Below are 25,206 nucleotides of genomic sequence, written 5' to 3'. Positions count from 1 at the left end.
TCTCATCTACTTCAGATGAGAGGACTTTTTTGCTGTGGAAAGCTTTTTGAAAAAAAGAGAAAAAAATTGTATAATAGAGTAGATATGCAAGTATTTGCAAAGCTGTAATTCGACTTGGGCGACCAAGGACCGTAAGTATTAAAATAATCACACTAAAGGAGACAACAGTGAGTAGTATTAAATTAGTCACTCTTGGCGGTGTTCGAGAAAATGGGAAAAATCTCTACGTTGCCGAAGTGAACGATTCAATTTTTGTCTTGGATGCAGGTTTGAAGTATCCAGAAAATGAGCAACTTGGGGTGGATGTCGTTATCCCAAACATGGATTATCTATTTGAAAACAAGGACCGCATTGCGGGTGTTTTCTTGACCCATGGTCACGCGGATGCCATTGGGGCCTTGCCTTATCTTTTGGCCGAAGCCAAAGTTCCTGTATTCGGGACAGAGTTGACCATTGAGTTGGCTAAACTCTTTGTCAAAAGCAATGACAGTGTGAAGAAATTTAACGACTTCCATGTCATCGATCAGAATTCTGAGATTGATTTTGGTGATGCCGTCGTCTCTTTCTTTCAAACAACCCACTCCATCCCTGAAAGTATCGGGATTGTGATTGGCACTCCTGAGGGCAATATCGTCTACACAGGAGACTTTAAATTTGACCAAACTGCCAGCGAGTCTTATGCGACGGACTTTGCTCGCCTAGCTGAGATTGGACGCGAAGGTGTGCTTGCCCTCTTGAGTGATTCAGCCAATGCGGATAGCAAGATTCAAGTTGCCAGTGAGCAAGAAGTGGGCGATGCTATCTTAGATACGATTGCAGACTGGGATGGTCGTGTGATCGTGGCGGCGGTAGCCAGCAACCTTTCTCGGATCCAGCAGGTCTTTGACGCTGCAGCTGAGACTGGCCGTCGGGTGGTCTTGACAGGGTTCGATGTGGAAAACATCGTCCGCACAGCCATTCGCTTGAACAAATTGTCTCTTGCTAATGAAAAACTCTTGATCAAGCCAAAAGAAATGAGCCGTTTCGAGGATCATGAATTGATCATTTTGGAAACAGGCCGAATGGGTGAGCCGATCAATGGTTTGCGCAAGATGTCGATTGGTCGTCACCGCTATGTGGAAATCAAAGATGGAGACTTGGTCTACATCGTTACAACGCCATCGATTGCCAAAGAAGCAGTGGTAGCTCGTGTAGAAAACATGATCTACCAAGCAGGTGGAGTTGTCAAATTGATCACGTCCAGCTTACGCGTATCTGGTCACGGAAACGCACGGGACTTGCAGTTGATGATCAACCTTCTTCGTCCTAAATATCTCTTCCCGATCCAAGGGGAATACCGTGAATTGGATGCTCATGCGCGGGTGGCGATGGAAGTCGGTATCTTGCCTGAAAACATCTTTATTCCAAAACGCGGAACGGTAATGGAGTATGAAAAGGGTGACTTCGTTCCTGCCGGTAGCGTCTCAGCGGGAGATGTCATGATCGATGGGAATGCCATTGGTGATGTGGGCAATATTGTCCTTCGTGACCGCAAGGTCTTGTCAGAAGACGGGATCTTTATCGTGGCGATCACAGTGAATCGCAAAGAGAAGAAAATTATTTCCAAAGCGCGCGTGCACACTCGTGGTTTTGTCTATGTCAAGAAAAGTCGGGATATTCTTCGTGAAAGTTGCGAATTGGTCAACCAAAGCGTCGAAGATTATTTGAATCAAGATAGCTTTGACTGGGGTGAGTTAAAAGGTTTGGTGCGCGACAACTTGTCTAAGTTCTTATTTGAACAAACCAAACGTCGTCCAGCCATCCTACCAGTCGTGATGGAAGTAAAATAATGGAAGAAATGGAAACGCTTGGCAGCCGAAGGCTTGCCGAGTGTTTTTAACAGTAGAAAGAGGGAAGCAAATGGCAGTTATGCAGATTGAGTATTATTCAGAAGCCTTGAAGATGGAGTGGGGGGTGTCCGTTCTTTATCCCGATGCATCGCGCGTGGAAGATCCGGCAGATACGGATATTCCGGTTCTCTATCTCTTACACGGGATGAATGGCAATCACCACTCTTGGTTGAAGCGGACCAATGTGGAGCGCATCCTGCGCAATACCAATCTGATCGTGGTCCTACCTAACACCAATAATGGCTTTTACACCGATACCCAGTATGGCTACAACTACTACACGGCCATTGCGAAAGAATTGCCAGAGACTCTTTCTCGCTTCTTCCCGAATATGACTAAGAAACGGGAGAAAACCTTTATTGCGGGTCTATCCATGGGCGGCTATGGATCAATGCTCTTGGCCCTCAAGACAAATCGTTTCTCTCGAGCTGCGAGTTTCTCTGGAGCACTTAGTTTTCACGATCGGGATTTTGAAAACAATGACTTGGAACAACCAGCTTTTTGGAAGGGAATTTTTGGAGAGATTGAGGATTGGACGACCAGTCCCTATTCGCTAGAGACTGCTGCCAAGAAGTTTTCAGATAAGAAGACAAAACTCTGGATCTGGTGTGGGGAGCAGGATTTCCTTTATGAGGCCAATAATTTTGAAGTCAAGGAACTAGAAAAGTTAGGTTTGGATGTCACTTATACCCACAGTCCAGGCAAGCACGAATGGTTCTACTGGGAACGTGAGTTGGAGCACTTTTTACAAACCCTACCAATCGACTTTGAATTGGAAGAACGGTTAAAATAAGATACCAATAGATTGGATATGAGGCTGGGACAAAAGTCCTAGCCTCTCAATTGTTTTTGGATTGTCGAGCAAGACGCAGTGGTTGAGTGGGCTCTACTACGCTGATTTCATCAGCTTTTACAGCCCTACTCAACTGTGCGGAGGTGGGACGACGAAATCGAATTCTAACGAATTACCGATTTCAGTCCCACTCTCTTTTCATACATATAGGAAGAAAGACTAGAAAGGTCACTTATTCATTTCAGTCCTGCTTTCTTTGTGGTATAATAGGAACGATTGAAAATGAGCTAGAAATAGCGAACAAGATAAGAGGAGAGAAATATGGCAAAAGATATTCGTGTGCGTTATGCACCAAGTCCAACAGGGCTACTACACATCGGAAATGCTCGTACAGCATTGTTTAACTACTTGTATGCGCGTCACCATGGTGGAACCTTTATCATCCGTATCGAGGATACAGACCGCAAACGTCACGTCGAAGACGGAGAACGTTCACAGCTTGAAAACCTGCGTTGGTTGGGCATGGACTGGGATGAAAGTCCTGAGACGCATGAAAACTACCGCCAGTCTGAACGTTTGGAACTCTATCAAACATACATCGACCAACTCTTGGCGGAAGGAAAAGCTTACAAATCTTACGTCACTGAAGAAGAGTTGGCAGCTGAACGTGAACGCCAAGAAGCAGCAGGTGAAACACCTCGCTACATCAACGAATACCTTGGCATGAGCGAGGAAGAAAAAGCTGCTTACGTTGCAGAACGTGAAGCAGCGGGTGTGATTCCAACGGTTCGTTTGGCAGTGAATGAGTCTGGTATCTACAAGTGGCATGATATGGTCAAAGGCGATATCGAGTTTGAAGGTGGTAATATCGGTGGGGATTGGGTCATCCAGAAGAAAGATGGCTACCCAACTTACAACTTTGCCGTTGTGATCGATGACCACGACATGCAAATCTCTCACGTCATCCGTGGAGACGACCACATTGCCAACACCCCAAAACAGCTCATGGTCTATGAAGCTCTTGGATGGGAAGCACCTGAGTTTGGACACATGACTTTGATCATCAACTCTGAAACAGGTAAGAAGTTGTCTAAACGGGACACCAACACCCTTCAATTTATCGAAGATTACCGTAAGAAGGGCTACCTTCCAGAAGCAGTCTTTAACTTCATCGCTCTTCTTGGTTGGAACCCTGGTGGGGAAGACGAAATCTTCTCTCGCGAAGAACTCATCAAGCTCTTTGATGAACATCGTCTCAGCAAGTCTCCAGCTGCTTTCGACCAGAAGAAAATGGACTGGATGAGCAATGAGTATATCAAGAATGCGGATCTTGCGACTATCTTTGAAATGGCCAAGCCATTCCTCGAAGAAGCAGGTCGTTTGACAGACAAGGCTGAGAAGTTTGTAGAACTCTACAAGCCACAAATGAAGTCAGTGGACGAAATCGTTCCATTGACAGACCTTTTCTTCTCAGACTTCCCAGAATTGACAGACGCTGAGCGAGAAGTCATGGCTGGTGAAACGGTTCCGACTGTACTTGAAGCCTTTAAGGCCAAACTCGAAGCCATGTCAGACGATGAGTTTGTGGTAGAAAATATCTTCCCACAAATCAAAGCGGTCCAAAAGGAAACTGGTATCAAAGGAAAGAATCTCTTTATGCCAATCCGTATTGCCGTTTCAGGTGAAATGCATGGTCCTGAATTGCCAGATACCATCTACTTGCTTGGACGCGAAAAATCCATCCAACACATTGAAAGCATGTTGGAAAAAATCAGATAACCGTGAAAACCTCATTTACATGAGGTTTTCAGATTGAAGATAAAATCATCTTAAAAACTTTCCTTAGGTGAGTACGGACGTCAGCGAACTTCTTTGAAGTTCCATGACTAAATCAAGATACTAAGGGCGTCTGCGGATAAAGTCAAAATAGGAAGTTTGACGCAGAATCTTTCGATTCTAGGAGAACTTATCTTTTTGACACAATCCGCAGCCCGTGTTCAATTCATATTGAGCCCCTTCGCTCTTTAATTTCTGGGCTCAGGCTAAAACAGTTTCCCAAACTGTTTTACTCTCAATAATTCCAAGTGCCTGAAACGTTATTGTTTCAGGCACTTTTCTCACAGCGGAAAGTTTCAGTATTTTATTTAATCGATTTAACTATTGGAACTCAATTTTGTTTTTTGCAGAATCACTTAACTTATTTTACTTTAAAATAGTTTGTCTACATTCTAAAAGCCTCATTTAAATGGGGTTTTTGTTTTTGATATCAAAGTTTTATTTTAGAAAAAGATTTTTAAAAAAATGCCCCAGTTCAACAAAAAAACATATGAAAACGGATTTCTTTATATAAAGAAAAAAATTTTTAAAAAAATAGTAATAATTGAGAATAATTGCTTGAAATATTTGAAAAGTAGTCTATAATATAAAGGAAATAAAAAATGTATTAAGGAGACAGAAATGTTTTTTAAGCGTTCGAACGGTGAATTCCGTGAAACGGATCGTGTGACTCGTTTTAAATTGATCAAGTCGGGTAAGAACTGGTTGCGTGCAGCAACTTCTAACTTTGGTCTTTTGAAAGTCATCCGCGGTCAGGTCGAAGAAACTGTAGTAGCTGAAGTTCGTGAAGATGAAGTATCAGCAACAGAAATGACAAGCCGAGGCTTGCTCAAAGGGATCGTGGCAGCAGGGGCTGTTCTTGGTGCAGCTACAGTAGCGAATACTGCTAAAGCTGATGAAAATGGTTCAGACGTTGCAACAGCATCTGAGCTTTCAAGCCAAGCTCTTGTAGAACGAGGAAGTACTGTACTTGGTACAACTTCAACTACTCAATCAACTACTGAATCTACAACAGAATCAGCAAGTGCATCAACATCAGCAAGCACTTCAACATCTGTAAGTGTCTCTGTATCTGAGTCAGCTTCATTGAGCGAACAAGGATCTGCAGAACTTTCAGCTGCTCTTAGTGAATCAGCTGTAGCAACAGAATCTGAAGCAGCTTCAGAAGCATCTACAACAGCTACTAAATCTGAAGATAAAGTTGTCCTAGAACAAAACACTTCAGAAGCAGCCTTGTTGAACAAGATCGCAGGAGACTACTCAGCTACTGTTTCAGCTCCAGAAAAGAAAGCAGCACTTGATGCAGCAATCGCTAAAGTTCAAACAGAATTGACAGCAAGCAACAGCTTGATCAACGCTAATGCTTCAGCTCAATCATACGCTGAGCAACGCGAACGTTTGAGCAAGTCAGTAGATGACATGATGGTAACCTTGACTGCAGCAGGATTTACTGGTAACACAACAGTAAATGGTGCTCCAGCAGTTTACGCACAATTGGATGCTATTGCTACTTCAAGCACAAATCCATCTGGTGTTAGTGTAACGCCAGGAATGTCAGATCCAAACGGTGCGACCCTTACAGATCGTCCCCAAACTATCCCATCAGGATACGCAGCTGACCCAACTTCAGGTCGTTTGACATTTGGTATTTGGAATCTTTCTTCATACAACCAACTTTACAACAAAAACTATTACATCACATTGTCTGTAGACAAGACAAATAGTGCATCAAATCCAAATGTATTTGTTCGTTTGGTTGATAAAACAACTGGTAGTGAAGTTGCGAATACAACATTAAGTAATGCTGTTGCTGCCAAAGAAATCAATCTTGGTGACCTTTCAAGTCAGAAGTACTATCCATACCTTGTTTATAATGCTTCTACTGATGGAAATCCGTCTAGTGTCGATATCATTATCAAGCACAATGAAGATTTGAACCCTAGTGGTTTTGATTACAAGACAGAGCAAGTCTATGACTACCTTACACCTGCTAACCAAGGTGAAAAGAAACCGAACGTTGAAATTGCTGTACCATCAACCAAGATGAATCAAACAACTCACTATAAAGTGGTTGATACAGCTTCATCAACTTTTGATGCATCACGTTCTAAAGCAGATACAACAACTCAAAGTTACAAACCGACTGGTAATGAAACAGAACTTGCTTCATATACTCAAACAGGTATCCAAGGTCAAGACTACACTGCATCAAATCCTCGTACATTTGATGGTTATGTTTTGTATCAACAGGCTGATTCTTCAACTATGTCTGGTGAATTAGGTAACACTGTAGGTACTAAATATGCCGAACTCAAGGGTAGCCGTCAACATTACTACGTAAAACGTATTCGTGAAATTGTTGACAACGATGGTTCAACAGTTACTAAGATTTATGTATTGGATCCATCTGCTGTTTCTACTTATAATGAATCAGTAATGGCAGATAACACTGATACAACTGGATATACACTTGTTTACACTACTCCAGTGATTAAACCAGGTGACAAGTATATTCCTGCAGCAACAAACATGGAAGCTGATAAACGTCTCGTTTCAAGCAAGAACGGTGACTACCAATTGTCTGTTTCTCCATGGCACAATCCAGATAAACCAAATGAAGGTTTAGTATATATTACAGGTTGGTTTACAGCTGGTCATTACAACGATGCAAATTATATGTTCGTTGATGAACCTAAGGGAACTGCAAGTGCTGTGCCTGGTGGTAATACGCAAAATGTTATCGGTGGACGTACGAAATATGCTATCGATAAAGCAACAGGTAAGATTGTCACTGATTCTTTCGGTAATCCAAAGAAGACTACTGGTGGATTTGGTAACCAATACTCAATTCCAGATGCAAGTGAAAAACCATCTGGTGATACCGTACACTACTACCGTAAGATGAATGATTCTGAGTCAGCATCACAATCACAATCGCAATCTAACTCACAATCATTATCTGAATCAGAAGTTGTTTCTAAGTCACAATCTGTTTCACAATCACAATCAACATCTGAAAAGACTTCTAAATCAATTTCTGAATCTGCATCAGCATCGTTGAGCGAATCGACACGTGAATCAGCATCAACATCAACAAGTCAATCAGTATCATTGAGCACATCGGCTTCAACAAGTGCATCAACCTCAGCAAGTCAATCAGCATCATTGAGTACATCGGCTTCAACAAGTGCATCAACATCAGCAAGCCAATCAGTATCATTGAGCACATCGGCTTCAACAAGTGCATCAACCTCAGCAAGCCAATCAGCATCATTGAGCACATCGGCTTCAACAAGTGCATCAACGTCAGCAAGTCAATCAGCATCATTGAGCACATCGGCTTCAACAAGTGCATCAACATCAGCAAGCCAATCAGCATCATTGAGCACGTCAGCTTCAGTAAGTGCATCAACAACTCAAAGCAACTCTGAATCAAATACTGAATCAGCGTCACAATCTATTTCAGAATCACGTTCTGAGTCAGCATCAATTTCATTATCTGAATCAGTGTCATTGTCTGAATCATTGTCTGAATCAGCTTCAATCTCAGCATCTGAATCAGCATCATTGTCTGAATCATTGTCTGAATCAGCATCAACATCAGCATCTGAATCAGCATCAACATCAGCAAGCCAATCAGCATCATTGAGTGCATCGGCTTCAACAAGTGCATCAACATCAGCAAGCCAATCAGCGTCATTGAGCACATCGGCTTCAGTAAGTGCATCAACATCAGCAAGCCAATCAGCATCATTGAGCACATCGGCTTCAGTAAGTGCATCAACATCAGCAAGCCAATCAGCATCATTGAGCACATCGGCTTCAGTAAGTGCATCAACATCAGCAAGCCAATCAGCATCATTGAGCACATCGGCTTCAGTAAGTGCATCAACGTCAGCAAGCCAATCAGCATCATTGAGCACATCGGCTTCAGTAAGTGCTTCAACATCAGCAAGTCAATCAGCATCATTGAGCACTTCAGCATCAGCATCTGAGTCAGCTTCACAATCTATTTCAGAATCACAATCTGAGTCAGCATCAGTATCATTGAGCGAATCAGTATCAGTATCTGAATCATTGTCTGAATCAGCTTCAACGTCAGCGTCTGAATCAGCTTCAACATCACTAAGCCAATCAGCATCATTGAGCGAATCAGCGTCTGCATCTGAGTCAGCATCACAATCTATTTCAGAATCACAATCTGAGTCAGCATCAGTATCATTGAGCGAATCAGTATCAGTATCTGAATCATTGTCTGAATCAGCATCAACGTCAGCGTCTGAATCAGCATCAACGTCAGCAAGCCAATCAGCATCATTGAGCACATCGGCTTCAACAAGTGCATCAACGTCAGCAAGCCAATCAGCATCATTGAGTACATCAGCGTCTGAATCAGCTTCAACATCAGCAAGCCAATCAGCATCATTGAGTACATCAGCATCTGAATCAGCTTCAACATCAGCAAGCCAATCAGCATCATTGAGTACATCAGCATCTGAATCAGCTTCAACATCAGCAAGCCAATCAGCATCATTGAGTACATCAGCATCTGAATCAGCTTCAACATCAGCAAGCCAATCAGCATCATTGAGTACATCAGCATCTGAATCAGCTTCAACGTCAGCAAGCCAATCAGCATCATTGAGTACATCAGCATCTGAATCAGCTTCAACATCAGCAAGCCAATCAGCATCATTGAGTACATCAGCATCTGAATCAGCTTCAACATCAGTAAGTCAATCAGTATCTGCGTCTGAATCAACTTCAACATCAGTAAGTCAATCAGTATCAGCATCTGAATCAGCTTCAACATCAGTAAGTCAATCAGTATCTGCGTCTGAATCAACTTCAACATCAGTAAGTCAATCAGTATCAGCATCTGAATCAACTTCAACATCAGTAAGTCAATCAGTATCAGCATCTGAATCAACTTCAACATCAGTAAGTCAATCAGTGTCTGCATCTGAATCAACTTCAACATCAGTAAGTCAATCAGTGTCTGCATCTGAATCAACTTCAACATCAGTAAGTCAATCAGTATCTGCGTCTGAATCAACTTCAACATCAGTAAGTACTTCAGTTTCAGTTAGCCAATCACAATCACACTCAGGATCAACATCTGGTAGCGGTTCATACTCTAACTCAATGAGCCAATCAGGATCAACATCTGCTAGTGGTTCATACTCTAACTCAATGAGTCAATCAGGATCTACTTCTGCTAGTGGTTCATACTCTAACTCAATGAGTCAATCAGCTTCTGGTTCAGAGTCATTGTCTACATCAGAATCAGCAAATGGATCACAAAAACACAGCGAATCTGTAGCACTTCCAAATACTGGTGAAACAACATCTGTAACATCAGCTCTTCTTGGAGCGGTTGCAGGACTTGCTGGAGCGGCTGTTCTTGGTCGTCGCAAAAAAGAAGATGAAAAATAATCTTCTATCCTAATTTGATTCGATCATTTCAGGTATGTGGTCAATGAAAAAGGATCCAAAAAGAGAACCTCCGGGTTCTCTTTTTGTGTATTGTTTTCGTATCAGAAAATGGTCTTAATTAGTTACATTAGGGAAAAAATAATGTATAATAACTTGATATCTAAAATTTAAGGAGCGGACATGTTTTTTAAACGTTCGAAGGGTGATTTTCGCGAAACGGAGCGAATCACACGTTATAAATTAATCAAATCAGGAAAGAATTGGGTACGGGCATCTGTTTCTCGGTTAGGCCTATTTCGTGTCATGCGAGGTGGTGTAGATGAAAAGATCGTGGTTCAATACGAAGCCTCATCACACTCGATGCCTGCAGATCTGGTCAAAGGGCTGGTTGTGCTAGGAGCTCTGGCTGGGGCGACCACGGTTGCCAATCCAGTATTTGCTGAGGAAAATGAGATGAATGCGACTGTTGGGTCTGAAATCAGCCCATCGACTGGTGTAGCGGGTTCGGATAGTCTTGTTTTGGGGACGACGTCTACCACAGACTCTGTGTCAGCGAGTCAGTCTGCTAGCGAATCTGAATCACTCTCGAAGTCAGGCAGTCAGTTGCTTTCAGAAAGCAGTTCACTTTCTCAGTCGGTTTCTTTGAGTGAATCTCATGTTGTTAGTCATTCAGCGAGTCAGTCCACATCAGAAACTGCTAGTAGCACTCTCTCAGAGAATAACGCTATTCATGTAGCTACTTCTGAAACGAGTGAGAAAGTAGCAGAGGCACAAAACACTCGCTCAGAAGATCAGGTGAAGCGTCTGCAAGTTTTGGCTTTGGATTTATACACCTATCGTGCGCAGGCTTTGGAAATTCCTGGGACAGAATCTGCTATTGAAAGTGGAGATCTGGCTTTAGAAGCAATTCGTACTGGTTTGTCCAATCCCGCAATCCAAATGGATGCTGTAGAAAGTCAAGCCAAGAGTGCTCGGAATCGCTTGGTCAATGCGGTGCTTCGTGCGACATCTGGTCAACGGGATCCGCGTAACGGGAATCGTATAGATGCTGATACCAGTCTCCGTGCGCCTCAGTATAATTTAGGTCTGGCTAACAATGCCTTGATTTCTGTGTATAACTCTGATTACATTAATCAGGCTTATAATGTTGTGGAAACCAATCCTACACGAAATAGTATTAAAAGCATTGGCTACGCTTCTGGTAGTGACCGTGTGAATGGCATTAATGTTCCGCAAACATCGGCCTTGAAAAATAGTGCAGTGGCCTTTAATATCATGGGAACTGTTGGGCAGACAGAGGTCGCAACGCCTGGGAAAATTTATAATGTTTCTTTTGTAGTGACTAATACGGCTAAGCAGTCAGTGACACGCACGCTACGCATTCAGGTCTTGCCGCAAAATGATGGTATTCGTAATCCGATTACGGCGGTGACAACGAGTACTTTTGTTAATGACACAAGTAGTCTAGCTCAGGCTGAAAAAGAGAAGGTTTGGGAGGCCTTTAAGACTGCTAACCCAAATATTGCCACTTCAAAGGATTTTAAATCTTATTCCGTTTCATCATCTGGTGTGGTAACCATTACTTATAAAGATAACACCACTAATGATGTGACGGCTCCAATGAAGCGACTAGCAGCACCAACTGTTGAAACGAGATTATTGGATAAGGCTTACACACAGACGCCTGTAACGGTGACGGGAGCTGAGCCAGGTTCTACAGTCGTTCTATACAATAATGACGACGAAGTGGGAACAGCTGTGGCAGATGCTTCGGGTCAAGCGATTGTGACGCCGACTGTTAAGTTACAAACGGGTGGTGTAACAGCCAAAGCTCGCATCATGTATGGTGATTATGCGGTGTATTCAGATGCCAGTAATTCCGTGGCTGTAACTGACGGAACGCGTCCTGAAGTGACGGCCAAGTTGACTGTCGATGGTGTGGAACCTAAGTTTACGCCTCTCGAAGGTGGTGGGAAGAATTATACTATTTACGCTGGTGATGATGCGGTTGTGACCTTTACAGCTACTGATGACAGTGGCAAGTTGAAAGAAATGAAAGTCGTTGCACGAGCGGATCTGAACGACAATGCCTTGAACGGGAATTTCTTTGGTGGCAGCCAGTATGGAACAGGTGATATTGCTCCTATCACGGGCGATATTACGGCTACCAGTGCGAACCCTGCAACCATCACAACGACCATTCATTTGAAGGATGACCTTTACCATACCTACCGAAATACATGGCAACGCAACGTCGCGGCTATTGACAATGCCTCCAATATGAACCGTCCAAACGGTTTGGGTGAGATTCGGATTACCCAAGGGCGTCTCGCTGATCGTACGCCAGGTGTGGCGCCGACAAGCACTATTCAGGTGACGAGTCTAACTGCATTGACAGATACAGATAAGAGCAAGGTGATTGCTGCTGTGTCGGCTGTTAATCCAGAGGTAGCCAACCGGATTAAGTCCTATACGGTTAATAGTGATGGTACAGTCACCATTACTTATAAAGATAGTACGACCAATGTCGTAGCGGTGAAACTGTCAGATAGCGATCACAGTCAGTCTGTATCAAACAGTCAGAGTGCGTCTACGAAGACTTCGCAATCGATCAGTCAGTCTTTAAGTGCGAAGCAATCACAGAGCGTATCGACACAGCAGAGCATTTCATTAAGCCAGTCTCTGAGTTCAGTCCGTTCGCAAAGTTTGTCGGCTTCATTGAGTCAATCAGCATCGGCAAGTGTCTCAGCTCAAGCTAGTTTATCTCGCAGTCAATCGTTGAGCAAGGAGGTTTCTCAATCTCAATCCGCTTCAACGAGTCAATCTGTATCGGTAAGAAAATCTGAATCTGTGAAGGTTTCAGAGTCAGCTTCTGCAAGTGTCAGTGACTTGCAGTCTGCTTCAGTATCGGCGAGTGTATCCAAGGTGGTTAGCCAGTCTATCTCAAGTTCGACATCCGCTTCAACGAGCGCCTCTGTTTCAGTGAGTCAGTCAGCTTCAGCATCGCTATCACAGTTGGCATCAGAGTCACTAAGTCAATCTACTCGCGAGTCGGCTTCAAAATCAGTGAGTCAATCGCAGTCGGAGTCTGCATCAGTATCTTTGAGTGAGTCCGCTAGAAAATCAGCATCGTTGAGCACTTCCGTATTAGAGAGTCAATCAGCCTCTACTTCGGTGTCGGTTTCAACATCTGAGTCGGTGTCGACTTCCGAATCAGTATCTGCATCTGAGTCAGTATCGACTTCCGAGTCAGTATCTGCATCTGAGTCAGTCTCAACATCTGAATCAGTGTCAACATCTGAATCAGTTTCAACGTCCGAATCAGTGTCAGCGTCTGAGTCGGTATCAGCGTCTGAGTCGGTATCAACATCCGAATCAGTATCAACATCCGAATCAGTCTCTACGTCTGAATCATTGTCAGCGTCTGAATCAGTTTCAACGTCCGAATCAGCATCTGCTTCTGAATCACTCTCGACATCCGAGTCAGTATCAGCGTCAGAATCAGTATATACATCAGAATCGGTTTCAACCTCTGAGTCAGTTTCAACCTCAGAATCAGTATCGACTTCAGAGTCTGAATCAACATCTGAGTCTGTATCGACATCCGAGTCAGTTTCAGCGTCGGAATCTGTATCAACGTCGGAATCTGTATCAGCATCGGAGTCAGCATCAGCTTCTGAATCGGTCTCAGCGTCCGAGTCAGCATCTACATCAGAATCGGCCTCAACATCAGAGTCAGTCTCAGCGTCTGAGTCAGTATCTACGTCAGAATCGGCATCAGAATCAGCCTCAGCGTCAGAATCAGTATCGACATCTGAGTCAGTTTCAGTCTCTGAATCGGTATCGACGTCAGAATCGGTTTCTGTATCAGAATCAGTGTCTACTTCTGAATCTGTTTCGACTTCCGAATCATTGTCAACATCAGAATCAGTTTCGACATCAGAGTCTGAATCAACATCCGAATCAGTGTCAACGTCTGAGTCAGCCTCTGCTTCTGAATCAGTTTCAACGTCTGAGTCGGTATCAGCGTCTGAATCAGTTTCAACGTCCGAGTCAGTGTCAGCGTCTGAATCAGTGTCAACGTCTGAATCAGTGTCGACATCCGAGTCATTGTCCGCGTCAGAGTCAGTCTCAACGTCCGAATCAGTATCTACGTCTGAATCAGTCTCGACGTCAGAGTCGGTATCTATATCAGAGTCAGTGTCAACATCCGAGTCAGTCTCTACCTCTGAGTCAGCCTCTGCTTCTGAATCAGTGTCTACTTCAGAATCAGCCTCTGCATCCGAATCAGTCTCAACGTCTGAGTCAGTTTCAGCATCTGCATCCGAGTCCGTTTCGACTTCTGAATCGGTGTCGACTTCCAAGTCTGTTTCTGTATCGGAATCAGTATCGGCATCCGAGTCAGCATCTACATCAGAATCTGTATCAACGTCTGATTCAGTATCAACGTCCGAATCAGTTTCAGCGTCTGAATCGGTTTCTGTATCAGAATCAGTGTCTACTTCTGAATCTGTTTCGACTTCCGAATCATTGTCAACATCAGAATCAGTTTTGACATCAGAGTCTGAATCAACATCCGAATCAGCATCTGCTTCTGAATCAGCCTCAGTGTCCGAATCAGTCTCGACATCCGAGTCAGTTTCTGTATCTGAATCAGTTTTAACGTCTGAATCAGTCTCGGCATCTGAGTCAGTTTCAACATCAGAATCAGTATCGACTTCTGAGTCAGTTTCAACATCAGAATCAGTCTCGACATCCGAGTCAGTTTCTGTATCTGAATCAGTCTCAACATCTGAGTCGGTCTCAACCTCTGAATCAGTATCGACATCCGAGTCATTGTCCGCGTCCGAGTCAGTTTCAACTTCTGAATCGGTGTCAACCTCAGTCTCTGAATCAGCCTCTGCGTCCGAGTCAGCGTCAACATCCGAATCAGTGTCTACGTCTGAATCGGTGTCAACATCAGAATCAGTGTCAACCTCAGAATCGGCATCTGTATCCGAATCGGTTTCTACGTCAGAATCGGTATCTGTATCCGAATCGGTTTCTACGTCAGAATCAGCGTCAATATCAGAATCGGTTTCGGCGTCTGAGTCAGCGTCAACATCTGAATCAGTGTCAACGTCAGAATCAGTATCAGTGTCCGAATCAGCTTCAACCTCAGTAAGCCAATCAGTGTCAGCATCTGAATCAGCTTCAACCTCAGTAAGCCAATCAGTGTCAGCATCTGAATCAGCTTCAACCTCAGTAAGTAAATCGGTTTCTACGTCTGAATCGGTGTCTACATCCGAATCAGTATCAGCGTCTGATTCAGAATCAGCGTCCGAATCAGTATCGACATCTGAGTCAGTGTCAACGTCCGAATCAGTATCGACATCTGAGTCAGTGTCAACGTCCGAATCGGTTTCTGTATCTGAATCAGCGTCCACCTCAGAATCAGTTTCTGCATCCGAGTCAGCGTCTGAGTCAGAATCTGCGTCCGAATCAGTATCGACATCTGAGTCAGTGTCAACGTCCGAATCGGTTTCTGTATCTGAATCAGTGTCAACGTCCGAATCGGTTTCTGTATCTGAATCAGTGTCCACCTCAGAATCAGTTTCTGCATCCGAGTCAGCGTCTGAATCGGCATCTGCATCCGAATCAGTGTCTACTTCTGAATCGGCATCAACATCGGAGTCAGTCTCAGCGTCAGAATCATTGTCTGCATCTGAGTCAGCATCAACCTCTGAATCAGTCTCGGCGTCTGAGTCGGTATCCGAGTCAGTATCAACGTCTGAATCAATCTCGACATCTGAATCATTGTCAGCCTCTGAGTCAGTGTCTACATCCGAATCGGTTTCTACCTCTGAATCAGTATCAGTGTCCGAATCAGCTTCAACTTCAGTAAGCCAATCAGTCTCAGCATCTGAATCAGTGTCGACATCAGAATCAGTTTCAGCCTCTGCGTCGGTATCAATATCGGAGTCAGTTTCTGCGTCTGAATCAATCTCGACATCGGAGTCAGTTTCTGCGTCTGAATCAGTTTCAGCATCCGAGTCGGTTTCTACCTCTGAATCAGTATCGACCTCAGAGTCCGTTTCTGTATCAGAATCGGTTTCTACGTCAGAATCAGCATCAGCCTCTGAGTCAGTTTCTGCGTCTGAATCAGTGTCAACATCAGAATCAGTATCAACATCTGAATCTGTGTCAACATCCGAATCGGCATCTGTGTCCGAGTCATTGTCAGCGTCTGAGTCAGTTTCAGCGTCTGAGTCAGTTTCAACATCAGAATCTGTGTCAACGTCTGAATCGGTGTCTACATCAGAATCAGTATTAACGTCCGAATCAGTATCGACATCTGAGTCAGTGTCAACGTCCGAATCGGTTTCTGTATCTGAATCAGCGTCCACCTCAGAATCAGTTTCTGCATCCGAGTCAGCGTCTGAGTCAGAATCTGCGTCCGAATCAGTATCGACATCTGAGTCAGTGTCAACGTCCGAATCGGTTTCTGTATCTGAGTCAGTGTCAACGTCCGAATCGGTTTCTGTATCTGAATCAGTGTCAACGTCCGAATCGGTTTCTGTATCTGAATCAGTGTCCACCTCAGAATCAGTTTCTGCATCCGAGTCAGCGTCTGAATCGGCATCTGCATCCGAATCAGTGTCTACTTCTGAATCGGCATCAACATCGGAGTCAGTCTCAGCGTCAGAATCATTGTCTGCATCTGAGTCAGCATCAACCTCTGAATCAGTCTCGGCGTCTGAGTCGGTATCCGAGTCAGTATCAACGTCTGAATCAATCTCGACATCTGAATCATTGTCAGCCTCTGAGTCAGTGTCTACATCCGAATCGGTTTCTACCTCTGAATCAGTATCAGTGTCCGAATCAGCTTCAACTTCAGTAAGCCAATCAGTCTCAGCATCTGAATCAGTGTCGACATCAGAATCAGTTTCAGCCTCTGCGTCGGTATCAACATCGGAGTCAGTTTCTGCGTCTGAATCAATCTCGACATCGGAGTCAGTTTCTGCGTCTGAATCAGTTTCAGCATCCGAGTCGGTTTCTACCTCTGAATCAGTATCGACCTCAGAGTCCGTTTCTGTATCAGAATCGGTTTCTACGTCAGAATCAGCATCAGCCTCTGAGTCAGTTTCTGCGTCTGAATCAGTGTCAACATCAGAATCAGTATCAACGTCTGAATCTGTGTCAACATCCGAATCGGCATCTGTGTCCGAGTCATTGTCAGCGTCTGAGTCAGTTTCAGCGTCTGAGTCAGTTTCAACATCAGAATCTGTGTCAACGTCTGAATCGGTGTCTACATCAGAATCAGTATTAACGTCTGAATCAGTTTCTGTATCTGAGTCAGCATCAGCCTCTGAGTCGGCCTCTACCTCAGAATCAGTCTCAACCTCTGAATCAGTCTCAATGTCCGAATCGATTTCTGTATCTGAATCAGTTTCAGCGTCCTTGTCAGCGTCTACGTCTGAATCAATCTCGACATCCGAATCAATGTCAGCATCGTTGAGCAGTTCAGTATCAGAAAGCCAGTCAGTCTCTACTTCGCTTTCGGTTTCGACATCAGTATCTGCATCAGAGTCAGCATCATTGAGTACCTCTGCACCTGAATTAACTTCAACATCAGTAAGTACTTCAGTTTCAGTGAGTCAATTACAATCAGGATCAACATCTGGTAGCGGTTCATACTCTAACTCAATGAGCCAATCAATTTCTCGTTCAGAGTCATTGTCTGTATCAGAAACAGCAAGTGGATCACAAAAACACAGCCAGTCTGTGGCCCTTCCGAATACTGGCGAAACAGGATCTGTAACATCAGCTCTTCTCGGAGTAGTTACAGGGTTAGCTGGAATTGCTGGACTTACCCGACGTAAAAAGAAAGGGAACTGATCTAGTAGGAAAAATCATTTTTTCGAGTGAATCTCATAGGAGATTCACTTTTTTTCTAGTAGAATGAGGTGTTTTTAATGTGTTACAAAAAAATTTGAAAATTAAACAATAATATAGAAGTTTTTTGTAGCAAATTACTTGAATCTACGTAGTATTCCTGTATAATTAATAATGACTACAATGTAAGGGGAATATCATGCAATTTAAGCGTTCAAAAGGAAACTTTCGTGAAACAGATCGTGTCGTACGCTTCAAATTAATTAAATCAGGAAAAAATTGGCTTCGGGCATCAACGGCTGCTCTAGGCCTCTTTCGCGTGGTGCGTGGGCAAGTGGAGGAGACCATCATTGCCAACGTACAGCAAGATCAAATAGAAAGTCAAAAGCATAACCAAGCCTTCTTAAAAGGTTTGATTACGGTAGGGACTGTTTTTGGTGGTGCTGTGATTGCTACGACTGCTAAGGCGGAGGATGCAACATCACTTGCACCAACGGTTTCTGAGACAAAAGAGGAAACCTTGGCAGAAGCAGATAGTGTGGTCTTAGCGAAAACCTCAAGCCAGCCTTCAGAATCCAGCTCTGTTTCAGAATCAACTAGTTTTTCTACATCTGAGAGTGCGTCTGCTTCGATCAGTGAATCCACGTCTTTGTCTTTGAGCGAAGTTGGATCAACTGCATTATCAACGGCACTTAGCGAGTCTGCTCAAGCTCTAGAGTCAGAAGCAGGTATTGAAGAGCCGACTAGTTTAGAAGAAGCCACTGTTTTAGAACAAAATACCTCAGAAGCTGAATTGCTACAGGAAATTGCAGGCAATTACGCATCTAAAATGACAGACACCGATCGCCGAGCAGTGGTCGAAGCGGTCATTAACAAAGTGCAGGCTGAAGTGACTGCAAGCAATAACTTGATCCAGACCAATGCCAGTGCTCAAGCTTATGCTGACCAGCGCGATCGTTTGGAGAAAGCTGTCGATGAGATGATGACGACCTTGACAGCTGCAGGTTTTGTGGGAAATACAAATGTAGATGGGAAACCTGCGATCTCTGCTCAGTTGGCTCCTCTAGCTGAGGAAACATACTTGGCTGATGATGTATTGGATATGACCCCGAACCCAGAAGATCCCAATGGTGCGAGTGTAGAAGATCCTACACTGGACACACCAGGATATGCTAAGGATCCTCATCTAGATAAAGATCTCTTAAGATTTTCGCCTGAAGAGTTGAAAAATTTTTTAGGTGAACCCTACACCAATCGTTATACATTTGGTATTTGGGACTTTGTGAATAAACAAGGAGAGTCACTTGGTTACTATGCGACCATGTCGATTGATATCAGTGAGATAGACCCGGAAAAGCATAAGGCAATGGATGTTTATTTCCGCATTGTTCGGCAATCAGATGGGGTTGAGATTTTTTCACAAACTGTATCTCCAGAAGGATATGGCCAAGATATTCAATTACCAAAAGAAGTACTGATTGGTCAGGCTCCCTTTGGGAACAAGGTTTTTAATTCGAAACCTACTACAGGTAATGGGACTTTTGGAATGCTGACGAATTTTATTCCGGAACAGGCTTTCTTATTCCGGAGTATTTATGATGTCATGACGCCTGAGAATCAAGGGCAAGTGATTAGGACCTATCCTAGTATCAAAATTCCATCTATGATGGGACAACAATCGACCTTCTATAGAGAAGTGGACCCGAATGGTAGATGGTTTAATGGGGAATATGAACCAACGGGGAAAGAAAGATCCTTACTAGAGTATAGAATCTACGGATTGGAAGGTCAGCATTATACAGCTTCCAATCCACGCGAATTTCCTGGTTATGTACAGGTCCCAGCGCACACCGTGTTCCCGAATCGTAAAAGTGGGGTGTTCGATAATAGTAAGAATGGGAAATCAAGAGTTGAACTATTAGGGGATGCGCGTGAGCATTTCATTAAAAGTGAAATTGTCACCCTTAATCAAAATGGTGATTATTCTCTTCGCTACTATGTTTTAGATCCTTCTAAAATCCATGATGTTAGTAGTGGTGACGTAGGCAATACTCAGGTAACCGATGTATATACACTTGTTTATGAAAAAGAATTTAAACAGGATAGTACGGATAAGCTTTCAGATTTAGGTGGAACTCGTAAAGTTGAAAGTAAAAACAAGGACTATTTCCTAAATGTCACACCAAGACGAATAGATTACCAACATTTCGAATTGGATATAACAGGTTGGTTCTCTAGTAAGGAGACAGTTACTTACACTGATGAGAAAACAGGAATAGAATATACTGTTCCAAAACCATTCACGGAACTTCCAAAATCAGCATACCTCTATAAAAATACGACCATGGTCGTTGGAGAAGATGCAACACCTCAAGGAGCAGATGGTTTTTCCAACTTCAAACAAACGATCAAAAAAATAGTAGATTCATACCCATTAACGAGTGTGAATTATTACTATCGGAAGATGACACCGTCAGAATCTGCTTCACAATCTCAAAACTTCTCGATTTCAACTTCAGAGTCACTAGTTTCAGAATCCATTTCATCTTCTCAATCTGTTTCGGTCAGTGAGTCCGTTTCCTTGTCACAAGCATCTAGCTCCGCCAGTCAATCAGATTCACAGGTTTCAACCTCGATTTCCTTGTCACAATCTGTCTCGACAAGTGAATCCAACTCGTTGGTTCAAGAATCGATTTCAGCAAGTCAGTCGGAATCCTTGGTTCAAGCCTCGGTCTCTGCTAGCCAGTCCGATTCGTTGATTCGAGAATCCGTTTCTGCGAGTCAATCGGATTCGTTAGTTCAGGCCTCAGTCTCTGCTAGCCAGTCCGAGTCGTTAGTACAAGAATCCGTTTCTGCGAGTCAATCGGAGGCTCTAGTCCAAGCGTCCGTATCTGCCAGTCAGTCCGATTCGCTTGTTAAAGAATCTGTATCCGCCAGTCAGTCAGACTCCTTGGTTCAAGCATCCGTATCTGTCAGTCAGTCAGACTCGCTGATTCAAGCATCAGTTTCCGCGAGTCAATCCGATTCGCTAGTTCAAGAGTCAGTTTCCGCCAGTCAATCTGAGTCCTTGATTCAAGCATCAGTTTCCGAAAGTCAATCGCAATCTACTTCTGATATCGAATCTAAGTCTCAAATTACAGAATCTATGTCCTTTTCTCGTTCTGATTCAATGAGTCAGTCGGAATCGCAAGTATCGACTGATTTGCAATCAACATCATTGAGTCAATCAGAATCGTTGGTGCGAGAGTCAGTTTCTGCGAGTGAATCGGAATCCTTGGTTCAAGAATCGGTATCGGCCAGTCAGTCAGACTCGCTGATACAAGAATCAGTTTCCGCTAGTCAGTCCGAGTCGTTGGTTCAAGAGTCCGTTTCGGCTAGTCAGTCCGAGTCGTTGACCCAGGCATCCGTTTCCGCTAGTCAGTCAGAATCACTGGTCCAAGAGTCAGTTTCTGCGAGTGAATCGGAATTATTGGTTCAGGAGTCTGTATCGGCCAGTCAATCAGAGTCGTTGATTCAAGAGTCCGTTTCGGCTAGCCAATCCGAGTCATTGGTTCAGGAATCTGTATCTGCCAGTCAATCAGAGTCTTCAGTTCAAGCATCCGTTTCAGCAAGTGAATCAGAATCGCTAATCCAAGAGTCGATCTCAACTAGTCGATCCGAATCTTTGGTTCAAGCGTCGGTATCGGCCAGCCAGTCTGATTTGTTGGTTCAGGCATCTGTATCTACCAGTCAATCAGAATCGCTAGTCCAAGAGTCGATCTCAACTAGTCGATCCGAATCTTTGGCCCAAGCATCCGTTTCAGCAAGTCAATCTGAATCCTTGGTTCAAGAATCAGTCTCAGCGAGTCAATCAGAATCGCTGGCTCAAGAATCAGTTTCGGCGAGTGAGTCCGATTCCTTGGTACAAGCCTCAGTTTCAGTCAGCCAATCAGAATCTCAGGTTCAAACATCAGTTTCAGCTAGTCAATCAGAGTCGCTGGTTCAGGCATCTGTATCTGCCAGTCAATCAGATTCCATGGCCCAAGCATCCGTTTCAGCAAGTGAATCGAATTTATTGTCTCAAGAATCGATCTCAGCAAGCCAATTCGACTCGCTAGTCCAAGAGTCGATCTCAACTAGTCGATCCGAATCTTTGGTTCAAACGTCGGTATCAGCCAGTCAGTCCGATTCACTGGTTCAAGCTTCTGCCTTAACAAGCGAATCAGCTTCAACTTCTATTGTCGTAGCTGCATCGCAGGTTTCAGAGTTTGGATCGTTCTCTCGATCCGTTTCTGAGAGTCTATCTGCTTCACAATGGACATCCTATTCAGAATCTCTAGCGTCAACATCTGTTTCAAAATCTGACTCCTATAGCCAATCAGCTTCACTCCTTTCTTCAAGCGAATCGGCTTCAACGTCCATGCCTGTATCTGAATTTCCTTTGACGAGTGTTTCAGATTCTATAAGCGCATCATCGACAGAGAGTCAATCCTTATCGCAGGAAATTTCTGAATGGATCAGTGTGTCTTATGCGTCAAGTTTCTCTGCTGTGACAAGTTCTTCGGAGTCTGTCGTGTCTTCGTTTGGCACCTCTTACTCAGAATCTCCATCAGATGCAAGCTCACTAACTGCGACGCACTCTTCCGGACCTGCTCTTCCAGAGACAGGTGCCCATCCTTCATCTAATATTCTTGCTACAGGAGCTTCCATTCTTCTGTCTGGATTAGCCCTTTTAGGAATTCGGAAAAAAGATGGCAAATAAAACCTTAAAAGACCGGAATGAACCGGTCTTTTATTGATCTAGAATGTCTAAGAAGTTGGGAAATATGTTATAATGAATGAGGAAGTTTTCGTTGAGGGATATGAAAAAGGTTACTTTGTGAAAAGCTCTGTTTGCCCTCATATCTTCAGAAAATATGGGATTAAAAAAGAAGAGTCAGAGGAAAGAGATGAAAATCCATTTTACAAATTTATTTGGGCAATCTTCGAAAAGTGTTGCCCTGATGGCACAAAACGATATTATGAATGTGGTTCGTGAACTTGGGGTTAATGAACTAGGGATCTACTTTTATGATCATAGCAATGAACCAGCTAGCGAATTGAACTCGCGAATGGATGGGATTTTAGCAGGCGTTGCTTTTGGGGATATCGTCTTCGTTCAATCTCCTTCTTGGAATGGAATTGAGTGGGACCGCCGTTTGGTTGATAAGTTAAAACTCCTTCAAACCAAGCTGGTCATGTTTATCCATGATGTTCCACCACTCATGTTTGAGAGCAATTATTACCTAATGCCTAACTATATCGACATGTACAATCAGAGTGATCTGGTCGTTGTTCCGTCAGAGCAAATGTACCATCGTCTAGTATCAGAAGGGCTCACAGTGAAAAAATATGTGGTCCAAAAGTTGTGGGATTTGACCCACAGTTTGGATCTTTACACTCCGCAATTTGAGAAAAAACTGATCTTCTCAGGAAATCCTTCACGTTTCCCACATATCATCGATTGGAAATATGAGACACCCCTTCATGTCTATACCGAACCAGTTGAAGGAGTCGATTATTCTAAGATCCATATGGAAGGCTGGCGGACTAAGCAAGAGTTGCTTCTCGAGCTTTCCAAGGGTGGTTTTGGGCTTGTCTGGGGAAATTCTGAGAATCCTGAGGATGAGCGGGATTACTACAAAGAAAATATTTCCTACAAACTATCGACTTATCTATCTGCAGGTCTTCCGGTAGTAGTGCCAGACTATTTGTCAAATGCAGACTATATTCGAGAAAAAGGGCTCGGCTTTGTAGCTTCCAGTCTTGAAGAAGCCAATCGTTTGGTCCAAAACTGTACAGAAGAAGAGTACGCCCAAATGGTCCGAAAGGCTCAATATACTTCTTATTTGATCCGCAATGGCTATTTTACAAAGAAATTATTTGTCGATACCATCATGGCTTTGGGGGAATAACAGCCAATCAAACAAGATTCTTCAGACAAAGATCTGAAGGATTTTTTGTTGAATACGGTACCAAATGGGGAATTTGAAATATTATCAAATATTAGTGACAAATGAGTTTGGAAAAGTCGCAAATTATGGTAAAATAAGTTGAGATAAGATGCTCTAAAGGCACATATTTAAAGGCTGTTTCCCTGGTGGAAGAGTCAAAATGAGTAAGAGAAAGTTTAAAAGAAATGTTAAAACGATCTGAAGTAGGAAAGAGATTTTGTTGGACGATATTTTTCGTCTTTATTTATGTTTTGGGAAGTAAAATTTCCCTGCCTTTTGTTGACTTATCAAAGGCCTTGAGACTCAATGAGGGAACGACAACGGGCTTGCAGCTCTCAAGCGCTGTGATGGGGGGAAACCTCCGCGGGATGTCGATCTTTTCGATCGGTCTATCCCCATGGATGTCTTCCATGATTTTGTGGCGGATGTTTACCGTTTCAAAACGCTTTAACCTCGAAAAAACCAGCACGGAGATTGTGGAACGGCGAAAGATGTACGTAACCTTGGTGCTCGCCATCGTCCAGTCTTTGGCAGTGGCCATGTATCTCCCTTTGAAGACAGGGTTGAACTCTGGACTTGTCATTGCGGTCAATACCATGATTATGGTAGCTGGAGCCTTCTTTTTAGTTTGGCTCTCCGATCTAAATGCCGCTTTGGGGCTTGGAAGCTCTGTGGTCATCATGATGGCTGGGATGGTTATGTACCTGCCAGAAGACGTGATGCAGACCCTTTCAAATGTCAATAATATACCAGAAATCGCTTATGTTCTGGGCGTGATTTTCATCTTGATTTTTGTCTATGTGGCAGTCTTAGTGGAATATTCCAAGTACCAGATTCCTGTCAATAAATTAGGGATCCACAACAACTTGAAAAGTTATACTTTTTTGGATATCAAGATCAACCCAGCAGGAGGGATGCCCTTTATGTACGCCATGACCTTGGTGTCCATTCCTCAGTATGCCATGCTCTTGATCTTGTCTATGGATTCCAATGCCAAGTGGGCTGCTCATTTAGCCAAACACTTGGTGATGGGAGATCCGATTTGGATCCTTCTTTACATTCTGATGATCGCCCTTCTCTCTTTTGCTTTCGCCTTTGTCAATGTGAACGGAGAAGAAATTGCAGATAAGATGATGAAGGCTTCTGAGTATATCGATCATGTCTATCCTGGAGCAGATACACGTCGCTATATCAATAAAATTGTGCTACGCTTGACTGTTTTTGGGACCTTGTATCTGATCCTCTTCACAGCGCTTCCTTTTTCTCTCTTGTTATGGGATAAGGATCTCTTGCGCTTGACCATGATTCCAGGAACCTTTCTCATGTTTGTCGGGATGATTTACAATATCCGAGAAGAAATTCGTGCCCTTCGAGTGAATCAACGTTATACAAGAATATTCTAGGA

General features: G+C 43.5%; 9 protein-coding genes. All 9 read left to right on the top strand.

The genetic code is table 11. From position 1 onward, the window contains the following. The first annotated feature begins 167 nt into the window (after positions 1 to 167). The 9 genes from LPB220_RS09825 (at position 168) to secY2 (ending at position 25,204) form a co-directional block, all read left to right on the top strand. Positions 168 to 1,829 carry a ribonuclease J gene (locus LPB220_RS09825; RefSeq protein ID WP_150906639.1) on the top strand — a complete coding sequence of 554 codons (1,662 nt, stop codon included), beginning with the start codon at positions 168 to 170 and terminating at the stop codon, positions 1,827 to 1,829. 70 nt (positions 1,830 to 1,899) lie between these two features. Beyond that, on the top strand, positions 1,900 to 2,682 hold the full coding sequence (locus tag LPB220_RS09820; RefSeq protein ID WP_150906637.1) for an alpha/beta hydrolase: 783 nt from the start codon (positions 1,900 to 1,902) through the stop codon (positions 2,680 to 2,682). A 321-nt stretch (positions 2,683 to 3,003) separates the two neighbouring features. Then, positions 3,004 to 4,461: a glutamate--tRNA ligase gene (gltX, locus tag LPB220_RS09810; RefSeq protein ID WP_150906635.1), complete on the top strand. Its 1,458-nt coding sequence runs from the start codon at positions 3,004 to 3,006 to the stop codon at positions 4,459 to 4,461. Between the two features lie 678 nt (positions 4,462 to 5,139). After that, positions 5,140 to 9,954 (top strand): accessory Sec-dependent serine-rich glycoprotein adhesin, encoded by a 4,815-nt coding sequence (locus LPB220_RS10975; protein ID WP_412180393.1) that lies wholly within the window; start codon positions 5,140 to 5,142, stop codon positions 9,952 to 9,954. Between the two features lie 180 nt (positions 9,955 to 10,134). Continuing rightward, the gene (locus LPB220_RS09780) at positions 10,135 to 17,832 is read left to right on the top strand and encodes an accessory Sec-dependent serine-rich glycoprotein adhesin (RefSeq protein ID WP_150906628.1); all 7,698 of its coding nucleotides are present in this window, start codon (positions 10,135 to 10,137) and stop codon (positions 17,830 to 17,832) included. A gap of 196 nt (positions 17,833 to 18,028) precedes the next feature. After that, the gene (locus LPB220_RS09775) at positions 18,029 to 22,570 is read left to right on the top strand and encodes an accessory Sec-dependent serine-rich glycoprotein adhesin (protein ID WP_150906626.1); all 4,542 of its coding nucleotides are present in this window, start codon (positions 18,029 to 18,031) and stop codon (positions 22,568 to 22,570) included. Between the two features lie 72 nt (positions 22,571 to 22,642). Then, the gene (locus tag LPB220_RS10815; RefSeq protein WP_186822865.1) at positions 22,643 to 22,846 is read left to right on the top strand and encodes a hypothetical protein; all 204 of its coding nucleotides are present in this window, start codon (positions 22,643 to 22,645) and stop codon (positions 22,844 to 22,846) included. Next, positions 22,758 to 23,762, top strand: a complete 1,005-nt coding sequence (locus LPB220_RS09770; protein ID WP_150906624.1) for a sugar transferase — start codon at positions 22,758 to 22,760, stop codon at positions 23,760 to 23,762. The genes LPB220_RS10815 and LPB220_RS09770 overlap by 89 nt, the downstream gene beginning before the upstream one ends. A gap of 224 nt (positions 23,763 to 23,986) precedes the next feature. Beyond that, positions 23,987 to 25,204, top strand: coding sequence for an accessory Sec system protein translocase subunit SecY2 (gene secY2 / locus LPB220_RS09765; RefSeq protein ID WP_042760209.1), 1,218 nt, complete (start codon positions 23,987 to 23,989; stop codon positions 25,202 to 25,204). Positions 25,205 to 25,206 lie beyond the last annotated feature (2 nt).

This window comes from Streptococcus sp. LPB0220, from assembly GCF_008727815.1.
Classification (GTDB): Bacteria; Bacillota; Bacilli; order Lactobacillales; family Streptococcaceae; genus Streptococcus.
Note: the sequence above shows the minus strand (reverse complement) of the source record. Positions and strands in the feature narration are given on the sequence as shown.